This window comes from Solidesulfovibrio alcoholivorans DSM 5433, from assembly GCF_000702665.1.
Classification (GTDB): Bacteria; Desulfobacterota; Desulfovibrionia; order Desulfovibrionales; family Desulfovibrionaceae; genus Solidesulfovibrio; species Solidesulfovibrio alcoholivorans.
Genome location: NZ_JNJA01000004.1, coordinates 323,466 through 337,657, shown reverse-complemented (window position 1 = coordinate 337,657; position 14,192 = coordinate 323,466). Strand labels below are relative to the sequence as shown.

Annotated in this window: 16 protein-coding genes; 2 read left to right on the top strand and 14 right to left on the bottom strand. The window is 66.4% G+C overall.

Features of this window, described 5'->3' with window-relative positions:
* Positions 1-10 precede the first annotated feature (10 nt).
* From fusA to Q368_RS0109980, 14 genes are all read right to left on the bottom strand, one after another.
* Positions 11-2,062 carry an elongation factor G gene (fusA, locus tag Q368_RS0110045; RefSeq protein ID WP_029458939.1) on the bottom strand — a complete coding sequence of 684 codons (2,052 nt, stop codon included), beginning with the start codon at positions 2,060-2,062 and terminating at the stop codon, positions 11-13.
* Positions 2,063-2,093: 31 nt separating this feature from the next.
* A complete protein-coding gene (locus tag Q368_RS0110040) occupies positions 2,094-2,969 on the bottom strand; it encodes a histidinol dehydrogenase (protein WP_029458938.1) in 876 nt (291 codons plus the stop codon).
* A 53-nt stretch (positions 2,970-3,022) separates the two neighbouring features.
* Positions 3,023-3,760 (bottom strand): outer membrane protein assembly factor BamD, encoded by a 738-nt coding sequence (locus Q368_RS0110035; protein ID WP_029458937.1) that lies wholly within the window; start codon positions 3,758-3,760, stop codon positions 3,023-3,025.
* A 201-nt stretch (positions 3,761-3,961) separates the two neighbouring features.
* Positions 3,962-4,891, bottom strand: a complete 930-nt coding sequence (gene trxB, locus Q368_RS0110030) for a thioredoxin-disulfide reductase (RefSeq protein WP_029458936.1) — start codon at positions 4,889-4,891, stop codon at positions 3,962-3,964.
* A gap of 3 nt (positions 4,892-4,894) precedes the next feature.
* A complete protein-coding gene (gene trxA / locus Q368_RS0110025) occupies positions 4,895-5,215 on the bottom strand; it encodes a thioredoxin (RefSeq protein WP_006918681.1) in 321 nt (106 codons plus the stop codon).
* 122 nt (positions 5,216-5,337) lie between these two features.
* Positions 5,338-6,459: a tRNA (adenosine(37)-N6)-threonylcarbamoyltransferase complex transferase subunit TsaD gene (gene tsaD / locus Q368_RS0110020; RefSeq protein ID WP_029458935.1), complete on the bottom strand. Its 1,122-nt coding sequence runs from the start codon at positions 6,457-6,459 to the stop codon at positions 5,338-5,340.
* A gap of 10 nt (positions 6,460-6,469) precedes the next feature.
* Complete coding sequence (fbp, locus tag Q368_RS0110015; RefSeq protein WP_029458934.1) at positions 6,470-7,483, bottom strand: class 1 fructose-bisphosphatase; 1,014 nt, start codon at positions 7,481-7,483, stop codon at positions 6,470-6,472.
* 170 nt (positions 7,484-7,653) lie between these two features.
* Positions 7,654-8,535, bottom strand: a complete 882-nt coding sequence (locus Q368_RS0110010; protein ID WP_029458933.1) for a hypothetical protein — start codon at positions 8,533-8,535, stop codon at positions 7,654-7,656.
* Positions 8,536-8,695: 160 nt separating this feature from the next.
* Positions 8,696-9,637, bottom strand: a complete 942-nt coding sequence (locus Q368_RS0110005; protein WP_029458932.1) for a tetratricopeptide repeat protein — start codon at positions 9,635-9,637, stop codon at positions 8,696-8,698.
* Positions 9,627-9,953, bottom strand: coding sequence for an FtsB family cell division protein (locus Q368_RS0110000; protein WP_029458931.1), 327 nt, complete (start codon positions 9,951-9,953; stop codon positions 9,627-9,629). The genes Q368_RS0110005 and Q368_RS0110000 overlap by 11 nt, the downstream gene beginning before the upstream one ends.
* 1 nt (position 9,954) lies before the next feature.
* A complete protein-coding gene (locus Q368_RS0109995; RefSeq protein ID WP_029458930.1) occupies positions 9,955-10,314 on the bottom strand; it encodes a hypothetical protein in 360 nt (119 codons plus the stop codon).
* A gap of 135 nt (positions 10,315-10,449) precedes the next feature.
* On the bottom strand, positions 10,450-11,013 hold the full coding sequence (gene pgsA / locus Q368_RS0109990) for a CDP-diacylglycerol--glycerol-3-phosphate 3-phosphatidyltransferase (protein WP_029458929.1): 564 nt from the start codon (positions 11,011-11,013) through the stop codon (positions 10,450-10,452).
* A 133-nt stretch (positions 11,014-11,146) separates the two neighbouring features.
* The gene (locus Q368_RS0109985; RefSeq protein WP_052360098.1) at positions 11,147-12,016 is read right to left on the bottom strand and encodes an Mrp/NBP35 family ATP-binding protein; all 870 of its coding nucleotides are present in this window, start codon (positions 12,014-12,016) and stop codon (positions 11,147-11,149) included.
* Between the two features lie 27 nt (positions 12,017-12,043).
* Positions 12,044-12,703 carry a protein-L-isoaspartate(D-aspartate) O-methyltransferase gene (locus Q368_RS0109980; protein ID WP_029458927.1) on the bottom strand — a complete coding sequence of 220 codons (660 nt, stop codon included), beginning with the start codon at positions 12,701-12,703 and terminating at the stop codon, positions 12,044-12,046.
* A 149-nt stretch (positions 12,704-12,852) separates the two neighbouring features.
* On the opposite strand from Q368_RS0109980, the gene Q368_RS0109975 reads away from it, so the two are divergent.
* Positions 12,853-13,329, top strand: coding sequence for a CBS domain-containing protein (locus Q368_RS0109975; protein WP_029458926.1), 477 nt, complete (start codon positions 12,853-12,855; stop codon positions 13,327-13,329).
* 243 nt (positions 13,330-13,572) lie between these two features.
* The gene (locus Q368_RS0109970; protein ID WP_029458925.1) at positions 13,573-14,040 is read left to right on the top strand and encodes a cytochrome c3 family protein; all 468 of its coding nucleotides are present in this window, start codon (positions 13,573-13,575) and stop codon (positions 14,038-14,040) included.
* Positions 14,041-14,192: the final 152 nt, after the last annotated feature.

The following is a 14,192-nucleotide window of genomic DNA, read 5'->3' as shown; positions in this document are numbered from 1 at the left end:
GGTGTCGGAGCTACTGCAACAGGTCGAATTTGGAAAAACGCATGGTGAGCCCGGCGCGGCCCTGGGTGGCCGAGCGCAGGTCCGTGGAAAAACCGAACATCTGGCGCAGCGGCGCAAGCGCCGTGACGCTTTTGTGCCCGCCCCGGTCGGTCATGTTCTCGATCTTGGCCCCTTTCGCGCCCAAAAGACCGGCCACGTCGCCGACAAAGGCGTCGGGCACGCCGATTTCGAGTTCCATGATCGGCTCGAGCAAGGCTGGCCTGGCGGCGGCCAGGGCGTTTTTGAGCGCAAGCGACGCCGCCATGCGGCAGCCCACGGCCGAGGTCTTGCCTTCGACCGGGAAAATCCCGGTCACGCGCACGCGCACGTCCTGCACCGGGTAGCCCTTGACCGGGCCGCTTTGCAGGCCGTCCGCCAGGCCTTCGGCAATGGCCTCGAGCCAGGAGCTCGGGTACTGGGCGCTGTCCACGGCGAAGGCGATGTCGCGCCCGGTCTCGCGGGGCAGCGGCGCGACGGTGAGCGAGACCTTGCCGTGGTGGACGCGGTCGCCGAGCTCGCGGTCGAACTCGCCCTCCCCGGCCGTCTCGGCCGTGACCGTCTCCTGGTAGACCACCTGCGGCTTGCCCGCGCGCGGTGACACGCCATATTCGCGGCGCACCCGTTCGAGGACGACGTCGAGGTGCAGCTCGCCCATGCCGGAAAGGATCATCTGGTCGGTGTCGGCGTCGTGGACCAGGGTCAGGGTGGGGTCTTCCTGGAGCAGCTTGTCCAGGACATCCTTGAGCTTGTCCGATTCCTCGGCGTTTCGCGGCTCGAGCGCCAAACTGATGACCGGCTTGTACGCGGCGATGGCCTCGAGCACGATGGGGTCGGCCTTCTCGCACAGGGTGTCGCCCGTGACCGCGTAGCGCAGGCCCGAAACGGCAACGATCTCGCCCGGGCCGGCGATTTCGGCCTTTTCACGGTGTCCGGCGTGCAGGCGGAAAAGCCTTGCCGGGCGCTCCGCGGCGTCGCGCGTGGCGTTGTAGACGTCCTTGCCGGCCTCCAGGCGGCCGGAATAGACGCGCACGAAAACCTGTTTGCGCCCGGTCTCCATGCTGACCTTGAAGGCCAGGGCGGCAAGGGGCGCGGCGGGGTCGGGCTCGAAGCGCTTTTCCTCTTTCGTTTTGGGGTCGAGCCCCACCACCGCGCCCCGATCGAGCGGGCTCGGCAGGAAGGCCAGCACGCCGTCGAGCAACGGTTGCACGCCGATATTTTTGAGCGCCGAGGCGGCATAGACCGGCACGGCGGCATGGCCCAGGGTGGCGGCGCGCAGCCCGGCGACCAACCGGGCCGTCTCGATATCCCCGCCGCCGAGATAGGCTTCCATGAGCGCCTCGTCGAATTCGCAGGCCGTTTCCACGAGTTTTTCACGCCAAGGCGCGGCCTGGGCGGCTTCGTCGTCGGTCAGCGCGCGGCGCGTTATCTCCTCGCCCTGGGTCGCCTCGTTGAAATCCAGCCGCTCCATGGCGATGAGGTCGATGACGGCGGTGAAATCCGCGCCCTGGCCCACGGGAATGGTCACGGGCACGGGGTTCGCGCCGAGTTTGTCGCGCATGGCGGCGAGCGTCCCTTCGAAATCCGCGCCCAGGCGGTCGAGCTTGTTGACGCAGGCGAGCTTGGGCACCCCGTACGTCACGGACTGCCGCCAGACTGTCTCGGACTGGGGCTCGACACCGGCCACGGCGCAAAAGACGCCGACGACACCGTCCAGCACGCGCAGCGACCGCTCGACCTCGATGGTGAAGTCCACGTGGCCGGGGGTGTCGATGATGTTGACGGGGTGGTCTTTCCAGACGCACGTGGTGCAGGCCGAGGTGATGGTGATGCCGCGCTCCTGCTCCTCGGGCATGAAATCCATGGTGGCCGTGCCGTCGTGCACTTCACCCATGCGGTGGATGCGGCCGGTGTAATAGAGGATACGCTCGGTCAGCGTGGTCTTGCCGGCGTCGATGTGGGCGATGATGCCGATATTGCGGAGGCTCTGGGGCCTGCTTTTGCCGGCCCCTTTCTTGGCGCTCATAAACGCTCCGTGGCTTTGGTCGCGGATCGGGTCAGGCGACGTCGCCCTGGCGCGCGGCGGCGACGCGCACGCGCCGGAAGGCCTCGGGCGGCAGCTGCGGCCAAAGCCAAAAAGTCTCCCGGCCGGTGGCCAGGCGCAGGGGGGCCGCTTCCGCGAAAGCCGCGTCCGCCCCGCTGCCGGCGTAGACGGCGTCATACCCCGAAATCGCGCCTTTTGCCAGGGAATCCGACGCATCGTCCGACAGGGACGCGGCATCGACGAGCTCGAGATCCGGCTGGGCAAAGGCCAGGGCTTCGCGGTCGAGGCGCTCCTGCGGACCGTCGGCCAGAAGCGCCCTGCCGCGCGTCACGGCATCGTGGACAGCGATTTCGGGGCAGGCCGCAAGGTCCGGCCGCGGCGCACCGTCGAGGAGCACGAGCGCGCCGGAGCCTTTTGCGGCAAGCAGCGGCCACACGCCGGCCAGGGCGCGCGGCCCCAGGCGGCAGGCTGTCTCCACGCCGCAAAGCTCCAGGGCGACCAGCAGTTCCTGCGGCCATGCCCCGCCCACGCGCACGGCTGCGACCTCGGGCACGCCCGCGCACAGGGCCGGCAGCACGGCGGCGACAAGGCGCGACGGCGAAGCAAAGCGCGGTCCGCAGACGATAACGGCAAAATCGAGAGGCGCATCCGAGCGGGTCAGGACGAGGTCGTGGCCGAGGGCCGCTTCGCTGCGGCGCAGGCGCGGCATGGGGCCGCCGCAGGCGGCGAAGACGGCGGCGATACCCGTCTTGATCCGCGCCCGGTCCAGATCGGATACGCGGCCGTAGGCCCTGGCGAAGGCGGCGTCGGCGACCCTCCCCCGCTCCATGGCCGGCGGCCAGAAGGAAGGAGAAGCCTGATCGACGGTGTCGTCCGTTTCGGTGTGCATGACGGGCGGATACGAAAGGCGCGGGGCGCATTGCGCCGCCCCGCGCCGGGTGGTTACAGCCAGCGTTTGGCCCAGTTGCGCCAGCTGCCTTCGATCTTGCGCCGCTCGGCCTCGGTCAGGGTCTTCTGGTACTCGAGGTAGGAGAGTTCGGCGCGCAGCTTGGCGTACTCCAGAACCTCTTCGAGGTCCTTGAAGTTCTCGGCCGTGTACATGTAGCGCTTCCAGGCCGCGCCGTACTGGTCCGTGCGCCAGTAGAAATCGGCCACGAACAGTTCGTGCTCAGCCATGCGCTTGCGGCAGCGCCGAATGTACTCGGCGGCTTCCTTGCCGTAGTCGGTGTCCGGGAAGGTCTGCTGGAGCAGGTAGAAGTACTGGAGCGCTTCCTGGAGGTTGCCTTGCGGCATATCGATGGATTCGGAGCGTTTGAAGTTGGAGACGCCGATCTGGTACAGAACGTAGGGAATCTCTTCGCTGCGCGGATGCACGGATTCGAATTCCTTGTACGTTTCGGCGGCCGGACCGTAATCTTCGGTCAGGAAATAGGCGTCGGCCAGGGCGATGGTGCCCATGGGCGTATAAGGACTGAAGGGATAGCGGTCCTTGAGTTTGATGAAATAGCCGATGGCTCCGTAATAATCCTTTTGCGACATGGCGTCGCGCCCGGCTTCATAGAGTTCCTGGGCGGTGTCCTCGGGCGGCGGCAGGAAATAGTAGTCCATGAGCCCGGCGCAACCGCCGAGGAAGAGAAGCAGGAAGGACAAAGGCAAAATGCGGCGCATCATCGCGTTCATGGCATGATCCTGGATAAGCCCGGCTGTCCGGGCGGCATGCGTCGGACGCGGCGCCGCCAAAGGGCAACGGCCGGTCAGGCGTTTTGATGCGCGTCCTCTTATCAGATGGGGTTTACGCGCACAATGGAAAAAACCGAACCCGTCCGGCCGCCTCGCGAGGCGCATGGCGCATGGCGAGGGAGGGGACGGGTCCGGCCGTCGTCAACCTTGCGAGAAGCGTGAACTGATGTAGGCGTATGCGGCGTGGGCGGCGCTGGCTCCGTCGCCGACGGCAGTGGCCACCTGGCGGCAGGACTTGGACCGGATGTCCCCGGCCGCGAAGATGCCCGCAACGGAGGTGCGCATCTCCGCGTCCGTCTTGATGAACCCTCCGGAATCCCGCTCGAGGCCTTCGGGATAGAAATCTCCCTGGGGCTCGAAGCCCACGAAGACGAACACGCCGTCCACGGGGATGGTGTGGCAGTCGCCGCTCTTGACGTCGCGCACCTCGATCCCGGTCACGCTGTCGTTGCCGCTTATGGAGCACACGACGGTGGAGCGCAGGATTTCGATGACGGGACTGACGGAACAGCGGTCCTGGTAGCACTTCTGGCCGCGGAAGTCGTCGCGTCGGTGGATGAGGTAGAGCTTTTTGACCAGGCGCGACAGGTACAGCGATTCCTCCAGGGCCGAATTGCCGCCGCCGATGACGGCCACGGTCTGGCCCCGGAAGAAGTTGCCATCGCACAGCGCACAGTAGGAAACGCCCTTGCCGGCAAATTCCTTCTCGCCCGGGATGCCCACCCGCTTGTAGCGGGCGCCGGTGCACAGGACCAGGGCCGTGGCCTCGATGGTCTCGCCGCCGACGGTGATGCGGTGCATGCCGTCCACGGTTTCGATGGCCCGGACCTCGTCGCCGATGCGGTCCACGTCGTAATGTCCGAGGTGGGCGGCCATGAGATCGGCCAGCTTCCAGCCCTCGATGCCGTCCGGAAAGCCCGGGTAGTTCTCGATCAGATGCGTCATGAGCATCTGTCCGCCCGGGGACAGCTTTTCCACCATGGCCACGGACACGTCGGACCGCGCCAGATACAGCGCGGCGGTGATCCCGGCCGGGCCGCCCCCGATCACGACGGCGTCATAGCGTTTCATGGATTACAGGGCCTTTTGGGAGAGCATTTCCTTGATGCTGCTCTTGGAGACCGCGCCGGTGATCTGCTCGACCACTTCGCCGCCCTTGAAAAGGATCAGGGTGGGGATGGCGCGGATGCCGTATTTGCTCGGGGTGCTCGGATTCTCGTCGACGTTCATCTTGGCCACCTTGACCTGGCCGGTGTACTCGTTGGCCAGTTCGTCGATGACCGGCCCCATGGCCCGGCAGGGCCCGCACCAGGGAGCCCAGAAGTCCACCAGGACCGGCAGGTCGCACTGCAGGGCTTCGGCCTCGAAATTCGCATCGCTGAGTTGAATGGCCATGGGCATGCTCCTTTTGTGTAGTGGCCGGCCGGCAAAGCGGCCGGGTTTTTCGCTGACCGTGGAAGGCGAACACACGGGACCCGCTTAAGCGAGACCCCCGCGCAGTCCGCAACCATGAAAACCTATTGCGGCTCGGGCCGGCTGTCAACCGATGCCGGGCCGGGCGCGCGCCCCGCCCCGTGGTAGTCCCAGGGCAGCTTGCGGCCCCGCGGCACGGCGTCGAGGGAGAGATCGTGAAAAAGCCCCGCCGCCGCAAGGCGACAGCCGGCGGCCGCGATCATCGTGGCGTTGTCGGCGCAAAGGGCCTTGGGCGGCAGATAAAGCGGCACGCCATGCCGCGCGGCCACGCCGGCGAGCATGTCGCGGATGCGGCTGTTTGCGGCCACGCCCCCGGCCGCGAGCAGCGAAGCGGCTCCCTTGGCGGGCCCCGACAGCGCCCGCTCGACTTTCACGCGCAAGGTGTCGGCAATGGCGAAATTGATGGACGCGCACACCCGGCGCAGCTCCATGGGCCAGGATTCCGGATCCGCCGGGCCGGCCTGCGTCGGCATGACCGGCGCGCGCAGCTGCGGGTGGGCGGCGACATGGTTGGCCACGGCGGTCTTGAGGCCGCTGAAGCTGAAATCCAGGTTCCGGTTGTCGAGGTAGGGGCGCGGGAAAAGGCCTTGGTCGGCCTCGACCCCGGCACCCAGGACATCGACGTAGACGCCGCCGGGATACGGAAGGTTCAAGGACTTCGCCGCCTTGTCGAAGGCCTCCCCTGCCGCGTCGTCCAGGGTGCGGCCGAGGACCGTGAAATCGAGGGGGCCGGCGAGGCGTACGAGCTGGGTGTGGCCGCCGGAAACGAGCAGCCCGAGCGCCGGATAGGCCGCGTCGTCGCGCCCGAGGACGGCGGCCAGGAGATGGGCGTGCAGATGGTTCACGCCGACAAGGGGCTTGCCCGCGCCAAGTGCCAGCGCCTTGGCCGTGGCCAGACCGATGAGCAGGCTGCCGAGCAGCCCCGGCCCCCGGGCCACGGCCACGACGTCCACGTCGGCCATGGAAAGCCCGGACTGCGCGAAAAGCGCGCGCAGAAGCGGCCCCATGCGGCGCAGGTGCTCCCGCGAGGCGAGCTCCGGCACCACCCCGCCGAACAGGGTATGGACGTCGGTCTGCGAGGCGAGCTTTTCCAGGACGGGACGGCCGTCGCGGCAAAGCGCCACGGCCGTCTCGTCGCAGGAGGTCTCGATGCCGAGGCACAGCATGCGCGGCCGGCTAGGCCTTGCGGGCGCGGGCGTAGATCTCCGTCACCTTGGCCACGTCGTTCTTGCTGCCGATGAAGAGCGGCACGCGCTGGTGCAATTCCTCGGGCTCGATGGAAAGGATGTTGCGCTCGCCGTCGCTGCCCGCGCCTCCGGCCTGTTCGCACACGAAGGAAAGCGGCGAGGCCTCGCACAGAAGCCGCAGTTTGCCCTTGGGCTTTTTCGGATCGCGGCTGTCGGCGGGATAGAGGAAAATGCCGCCGTAGAGCAGGTTGCGGTGGAAGTCCGCGACCAGCGAGCCGATGTAGCGCCCGCCGTAGGGCTGGCCGCGCAGGTTGTCCGAGCCCTTGAAGTAGTTGACGATTTCCTTGGTCGGCCCGTCCCAGTAGTTCCAGTAGGCCTCGTTGACGGAATAGACCCGGCCGGTCTCGGGAATCCTGATGTCGGGGTGCGAGAGCAGGAACTCGCCCACGCTCGGGTCAAGCGTGAAGCCGTGGACCCCCTTGCCCGTGGTGTAGACCATCATCGTGGAGGTGCCGTAGAGGAAATACCCCGCCGCCACCTGCTCGGAACCGCGCTGGAGCAGGTCGCACAGGTTGTCGCCCGAGCAGCCGGGCTTGGTGCGGTAAATGGAGAAGATGGTGCCCACGTTGACGTTGGCGTCGATGTTGGACGAGCCGTCCAGCGGGTCGAAGATGAGAAAATAGTCGCCCTTGGGGAACTGGTCCGGGATGCGCACGAGGTCGGCGTTTTCTTCGGAGGCGATGGCGCACAGCACCCCTGCCCGCTCCATGCGGTGGATGAGGACCTTGTTGGCGTATTCGTCGAGTTTCTGGACCTGCTCGCCCTGGACGTTGATCTCGCCGGTGAAGCCGAGGACGTCCACGAGGCCGGCCTTGCGCACTTCCCGGGAGATGATCTTGGCCGCGAGGATCAGCTCGTTGAGAAGCCGGGTGAACCGGCCCGAGGCCATGGGGGATTCCTTCTGGTGCAACAGGAGATGTTCGGTGACGGTGACTTGCGGCATGTCTGGCTCCTCCCGACGCCTTGGCCTGGGGCTTGGTCGACGTGGTTGCCCCGCTTGTTCCAGGCGGCTGTCGGTTCTTCTACAATGGCGGCACGGTTCCCACAAGATTTTCGGCGGTTGCGCAAGGAAAAAGCCGGCGGCCCGGGCCGCCGGCGTACATGTGTGTCCGGTTACGACGCCGGCTGCGTGATGGGAACGCCCAGCGGCTCGGAAGGCTGGGCGTCCGGCGCGGGCGGGGCCGCCTCGGGCGCGGGTTTGGCGGGCGCGGGCTTGGCGGCCTTGGCCTCGCGCACGTCGGTCAGGTAGACGAATTCCATCTGGCCCACATAGCGGGCCTGCCAGGCGTACTGGCCGCCGGCGGCGTTCATCTCGCCCTGCACCGCGCCTTTGAGGATGTCTTGCCACTTGAGCCCGGCCAGGGCTTCGCCCTGCCCGCCGTCGCCCCCCCAGACCATGCCCTCGGTGGAGGCCACCACGAGCGCGCCGGGTTCGGGCGAGAAGCGGACGAGATTGCGCGGATCGAAACTCGCGACCACGAGGCCGGCGTATTCGTTGTTCTTGAAATAAGGCGCGGCGACCATGACCACGGTGCCGAGCTCGTCGGTCTTGACCTGCGCACCCATCTGGCGCTTGGCGTAGCGGTCGCCGAATTCCAGCAACCCGGTGTAATCCAGGGGACGCATGGAAACGGCCGGGACCTGGGAGAGCACCGCGCCGCTCGTGTCGATGACGGCCACGCTCGACAGCCAGTCATGGCGGGTCAGGAAGTCCTGGGTCCATTCGGGTTCCGGCGGCGTGTCCTGGGCGCCGAGCACGCGCATCATGCCCATGAGGCGCTCGTCCACCGGCATGAACAGAGCGGCGAGGCGTTGCAGGCCCTTGTCCGTGATACCCTGGTCGCTGAAGTCGATGGTCGGGTCGGTGTTGACGTAGGTCCGGTAGAGCTTCTTGGTGTCGCGCCAGGTGGTCTTCATGGTGCCGCAGCCGGTCAGCCCGGTCAGGAAGACAAGGCAACAAAGGGCCGCCAAGGCCGTGTTCAGGCTTCGTTTCAAGGCCGTTTCCCCTCGATGTTCCAGGTGATTGGTGTCTTGTCGCGGCGGGTGCAAGCCTGCCGTCTTGTGCATGCGCTTCGTGATATGGGCATTAAAGGCAAGAGACAAAAAAATTCTCGATCCCTTACAAAATACGCATGGAGGTTTCGCAGATGCCGCCCTAGCCCCGCGCCCGGGCGTCCAGGCGTCCGGCCAGGGCTTCGAGCAGGCTGACCAGTTTGGCAGGCCCCGCAGCCCTGCGGGGGCCGGTGGCGTCCCCGGCAGGCGCGGCGTCCGCCTCAGGGGCATGCCCCGGAGATGTGCCCGCGTCAAGGGCGGCCGCACGGGCCGCGATTTCGTCCCGCTCGGGGCCGGCAGGCAGGTGCGCCAGCAATTCGTCATAGATTTGGCGCGCCCCGGCAACATCGCCCTGGTCGGCCAGAAGCGCGGCCATGGTCTTGGTGCGCACCACAGTGTCGCGGGCCTTGGCGGGCCGGTTGCGATTTTTCTCGGCGTGGTCCGGGACGGCGGCCACGAGGTCGGCGGCGAGCGCCATCACCTCGCGCGCGCCGCGCAGGGACGGGGCGTCTTCGGCCTGGGGCTCGGACGCAACCGCCGCGACCGCATCCGGCGGCGCTGTCGGGGCCGGGGCGGGCGCGGGCTCCGGGGCGGCCTGGGCGCCGGCGTCGACAGGCGTTGCGGCCGGGGCGACGGGCTGGGCCCCGCGCAGGCTTTGCAGCCCCCGCTCCATGACTTTGGCCCAGGTCAGAGATTCGTCCTGGAAATAGTTGGCCAGAAAAAGCATGGCCAGGGCCGGGTCCTGGGACCGTGCCGCGGCCGTGCGCGACCACAGGAGCCAGACCGCGGGATAGCGGGAAAGCAGGCTGCCGACGTCGCGAAAGACCGCGTCCGCCTCGCCCGCGCGCCCGAGGCGAGAAAGGAGCTCGATCAGGAAGAACTTGGCTTCCAGATGGTCGGGGTGCTGGGCGATGCCGCGCGACAGCACGCCCGCGGCCTCGTCCTCGCGGCCAAGGGCGGCCAGTTCGCGTGCCAGCGGAAAGAACACCTTGGAATTGGGCTCGATCTCCAGGACTTCGCGGTAGAGTTCGATCTTACTGGCCATCGGCCCTGCCTCCCTCCGTTTCCTTGGCCTGCGGCTTGTCCTTGGGAAACTGGTAGAGGATTTCGTTTTCCTTGAGGTAGTTCATCTGGGAACGGGCCATCTTTTCCGTAAAGGCCCGATCGGTCTTGAGCCAGCGGATCTCCTGGCTGAGGTCCAGGGAATGTTCGTTGACGGTTTCGAGGTGCTGCTTGAGCTGTTCGTGGCGGGATTTGAGCTCCAGATAAGCAAAAATGCCGTTGTCGCTCCATATGAGATTATAGAGCAGAAATATATTGAAGAAAATTAGCCCCGTCAGAAGAAACCGTCGCCAGATCATGTCATTGCACGACGTATTTTTTCATGCGTTTGTAGTCCTGCTGCTCGAGCGGCTCCTTGAGCTCCTTGAGAAAATTTTCCGTGGCCGCCTCGATGCGGGCCACATCCTGTTCCTGGACGTCGATTTCCTCGACATGGGACAGGAACATCTTGAGAATATTGAAGTCGCGCAAAAGATAATGGCCGAACTGGAGGCGTTCGAGGTCCGGTTCCAGTTCGAGGATGGTGTGCAGGCAGTTCTCGATGCGCGCGGACAGGTTTTCGTCGCGGCGCGACGGGACGCGCGCCTGCCTGCCCACGCCCGGGCGCACGGCGCGCACCCGGCGCCTGGTGGACAGCTTGGAGGTGTTCTTGGGTTTCATGGCGCTTTTTCGTGGGGTCTTGCGGGCGAGGCCTCGTGGCGCGCTCGCGAAGCCGGGGTATCCCTATTGCATGCCAACATGGCGGCAAAATTTATTTTTTAAAAAAAAGGCCGTATCTGCCGCAAGGGGCCAACGCTACTGCTTGCCGGCCGCGGCCTTGGACCACATCACTTGCTTCCCGAACACATAAAAGTAATTGCCCCCGGATACAAGGGTCAAAACCAGGGCCAGATACAAAAGGATCCGCCCGAGGGGCACGGGGTCGAGCCCGAACCAGGGGTAATGCAGCAGCAGTGGACAGAGGGCCAGCATCTGGAGGATGGTCTTGAGCTTGCCGTAGCGGTCGGCGCTGATGACCACGCCGTAGTCCACGGCGATGGCCCGCAGGCCCGTCACGGCGATCTCCCGGCCGATGATGATCACGGCCACCCAGGCCTCGACCCAGCCCAGATGCGTGAGCATGATCAGCACCGAACTCACGAGCAGCTTGTCGGCCAGGGGGTCGAGAAACTTGCCGATGGTCGTGACGAGGTTTTGCCGCCGGGCCACGGCGCCGTCCACGATATCGGTCACCGACGCGGCGATGAAGAACAGCAGCGCGGCCAGGCACGTGCCCCTGCCGGGAAAATACAGCAGCACGACCAGGATGGGCACAGCCCCGATCCGGGCCAGCGTCAGGTTGTTGGCGAGATTGAACATCGTCGTTTGGCCTTTTTGTTACGGCTTGCTGGCAGGCGTGTAAAGCAATCCCCGGCCGGCGTAAAGCCTTTCGCCGCGCCGCCCTCCCCGCCTGCCGGCGGGAGGGACGCCGCTTGAGCGATGCCGCGCTTTCTTACGGACAGGGCGAGGACGCCGCCTCGAGGCTTTCGCGGCAGGCGGCGGCCACGTTTTGCGCCAAGGCCGCAAACGCGGTCTTGGCCGGACAGTCCTCGTCCAGGGACACCACCGGCAGCCCCAGGTCGCCCGCGACCACCGTGGCCGGGTCGAGCGGCACCGCGCCGAGGAAGTCCAGGCCGTACGCCCGGGCCAGGGCCTCGCCGCCGCCTTTTTTGAACAACGCGATTTCCTTGTGGCAATAGGGGCAGACGAGCCCGCTCATGTTCTCCACCACGCCGAGGATGTTGGCGTTGGCGTACTGGAGGAAATTGATGGTCTTGCGCACGTCGGCCAGGGACACTTCCTGGGGCGTGGTCACGAGCAGGCACAGGGCGTCGCGCACGGTCTTGAGCACGGTCAGGTGCTCGTCGCCTGTGCCGGGCGGGGAATCGATGACGAGATAGTCGAGCTCGCCCCAGTCCACGTCGGCCAAAAACTGGCGGATGGCCGTGGTGCGCATGGGGCCGCGCCACAGGACCGCCTGATCGGGGTCCTCGAGCAGGGACTGCATGGAGACCACGAGCAGGTTGCCGCCCGCGCGCCTGGGCGCAAGCGGCGCGTCGCGGCCGGCCTCAAGCGCGCCCGTGATGCCGAGCATGCGCGCGACGCTCGGGCCGTGCAGGTCCACGTCGAGCAGGCCCACCCGGGAGCCGGCGTCGGCCAGGGCCCGGGCCACGTTGACCGCCACGGAGCTTTTGCCCACGCCGCCCTTGCCGCTCATGACGAAGAGTTTGTAGCGGATCTTGCCGAGCGTCGCACCGATACGGCTGTCGCGGGCGTCGCGGGCGTCGTCCCCGCGGCCGGAACAATCGGTCAGGGTTTGCATCCGGGTTCCTTTCTCCCTTGTCGGGCCCTACCAGCCGTGGGCGCCGACGAGATCGACGAACATGACGTCGCCGAGCTTGCGCGCAAGGATGCGTCCGTTTTCCTTGCGCACCACATGCAGCTCCTGGCTGCGCCGGGACGCGCCCACGGGAATGACCATGCGTCCGGGGTCCGCAAGCTGCGCGAGAAGCGGCTCGGGGATGCGCGGCCCCCCGGCCGTGACCACGATGCGGTCGAAAGGCGCTTCGTCGGGCCAGCCCAGGGTGCCGTCGTCGAGCTTGAAGCGGACCTTCAGGTAGCGCAGGCCCTCGAGCCGTCGCCGCGCCGCCTCGTACAGGGGCCGCACACGCTCCACCGTAAAGACGTACGCGCCCAGTTCCGCCAGCACCGCGGCCTGGTAGCCCGAGCCGGTGCCGATCTCCAGCACGCGCAGCCCCCGCGAGACCTCGAGCAGTTCCGTCATCCAGGCCACGACGTAGGGCTGGGAAATGGTCTGCCCGTGCCCGAGCGGCAGGGGATGGTCCTCGTAGGCCTGGGGAATGAGCGCCTCTTCCACGAAAAGGTGGCGGGGCACCTTGCGCATGGCCCGCAACACCTCGGGATCGGAGACGCCCCGCGCCTCGATCTGGTCCCGGACCATGCGGTCGCGATTGCGCTTGAAGTCGATTTTCGGCCCAGGTCCGTTCATTTTCGCCCTTTCCCCGAACCGACGCCAGGGCTTGCGCGCATGGCGGCACGCTCCATTTTTGAAACCAGAATCCGCCAGCCAAGTCAACCGCCCGAGCCTTGACAGGCGGGTGTTTGCAATGCCATTTGCGATGTATCAAGGAGGCATCCATGCTCACCACCCGCGACCTCATGACCGAAGACATCATCGCCCTGCGCGACAGCGACTCCCTGCTCGAGGCCCAGAAGGCCATGGAGCAGGCGCGCATCCGCCACCTGCCCATCGTCGACGCCGCCGGGGCTTTCGTGGGCCTTTTAACCCACCGCGACCTCCTGGCCGCCTCCGTCTCCCGCTTGGCCGATATCGATCAGGCCACACAGGAAGAAATCTACGGCGGGATTCCCATCCACGAAGTCATGCGCGCCGACGTGGCCATGGCTACCCCGGAACTGCCCTTGCGCCAGGCGGCCGAGGTGTTGCTCACCCAGAAATACGGCTGCCTGCCCGTGGTCGAGAGCGGCAAGCTCGTCGGCATCCTCACCGCGTCGGATTTCATTCGCCTGAGCCTCGACCTCATGGACGCCCTCGAAGCCAACGAAAAGCTCGACTGCCAGGGCTGCCAGGACTGCCAGGACTGCCAGGACTGACGCCCGGCCCTCTGTTTCGGCCCTTTCCCACGGCCCCCCGCGGTTTCCGGCAGCCCGGACGCGGGGGCCGTCGCGTCCGATGAGGACGACAGTTTTTGCGCGAAATCTGTTGACTTCCGATTTGTGAAATTTTACGCTTTTCACTTGAATTACGGCGGCGGGGCTACGCCTGCGGCTGCCGCCTGTATATTTGCAGCGGCTAGGTCCTTTTACCGTTTCTTGGAGCTTTAAGGAGGGAGTTGGATGCGTTCCAAGGTCATGCTTTCCATGTTGGTCGGTTCGATGTTCATCCTGGCCCTGGCTACCGTTGCCGTGGCCGATGGCGGCAAGTACAGCCCGATCGTCGACGCCAAGTCCGAGCTGTGCTACCCCCTGACCCTTACCTTCAAACGTCCGTCCGGGGTGCTCAAGACCAGCTTCGCGCCGGTTTCGTTCTCCCATGGCCAGCACGGCAACATCGCCTGCGGCACCTGCCACCACATGTGGGACGGCAAAGGCAAGATCGAGGGCTGCGCCACCGAGGGTTGCCATGACAACCTCAAGGAGCGTCAGGAACCCACTTCCTATTTCCGCGCCTTCCACGACAAGAACGCCGAGAACAGCTGCCTGGGCTGTCACATGAAGACCAACATCGCCCGCAAGGAAAAGGGCCAGAAGCCCCTTTCCGTGGCCCCTTGCTCCAACAACGGCTGCCACGTCGCCCAGAAGTAACGCACGTTCGACAACCCCGCCGTTTTCGCCCCCGCCTCGTGCGGGGGCTTTTTTTTGCCCGCGTTCCGGCGGCGCTGCGACAATGCTGTCCCGACCGTTGCCAGACGCCCGGGATGCCGCTATGCCAAGGCGACCCTGGCCGACTGGCCCCG

Coding starts and splice junctions, on each gene's coding strand:
- Q368_RS0109970 (WP_029458925.1), top strand. CDS start 13,573: ATGCGTTCCAAGGTCATGCTTTCCATGTTGGTCGGTTCGATGTTCATC.
- Q368_RS0109995 (WP_029458930.1), bottom strand. CDS start 10,314: ATGAAACCCAAGAACACCTCCAAGCTGTCCACCAGGCGCCGGGTGCGC.
- Q368_RS0109980 (WP_029458927.1), bottom strand. CDS start 12,703: ATGAACGGACCTGGGCCGAAAATCGACTTCAAGCGCAATCGCGACCGC.
- trxB (WP_029458936.1), bottom strand. CDS start 4,891: ATGAAACGCTATGACGCCGTCGTGATCGGGGGCGGCCCGGCCGGGATC.
- Q368_RS0110000 (WP_029458931.1), bottom strand. CDS start 9,953: ATGATCTGGCGACGGTTTCTTCTGACGGGGCTAATTTTCTTCAATATA.
- trxA (WP_006918681.1), bottom strand. CDS start 5,215: ATGGCCATTCAACTCAGCGATGCGAATTTCGAGGCCGAAGCCCTGCAG.
- tsaD (WP_029458935.1), bottom strand. CDS start 6,459: ATGCTGTGCCTCGGCATCGAGACCTCCTGCGACGAGACGGCCGTGGCG.
- Q368_RS0109985 (WP_052360098.1), bottom strand. CDS start 12,016: ATGCAAACCCTGACCGATTGTTCCGGCCGCGGGGACGACGCCCGCGAC.
- Q368_RS0110035 (WP_029458937.1), bottom strand. CDS start 3,760: ATGAACGCGATGATGCGCCGCATTTTGCCTTTGTCCTTCCTGCTTCTC.
- fusA (WP_029458939.1), bottom strand. CDS start 2,062: ATGAGCGCCAAGAAAGGGGCCGGCAAAAGCAGGCCCCAGAGCCTCCGC.
- Q368_RS0109975 (WP_029458926.1), top strand. CDS start 12,853: ATGCTCACCACCCGCGACCTCATGACCGAAGACATCATCGCCCTGCGC.
- Q368_RS0110005 (WP_029458932.1), bottom strand. CDS start 9,637: ATGGCCAGTAAGATCGAACTCTACCGCGAAGTCCTGGAGATCGAGCCC.
- fbp (WP_029458934.1), bottom strand. CDS start 7,483: ATGCCGCAAGTCACCGTCACCGAACATCTCCTGTTGCACCAGAAGGAA.
- pgsA (WP_029458929.1), bottom strand. CDS start 11,013: ATGTTCAATCTCGCCAACAACCTGACGCTGGCCCGGATCGGGGCTGTG.
- Q368_RS0110040 (WP_029458938.1), bottom strand. CDS start 2,969: ATGCACACCGAAACGGACGACACCGTCGATCAGGCTTCTCCTTCCTTC.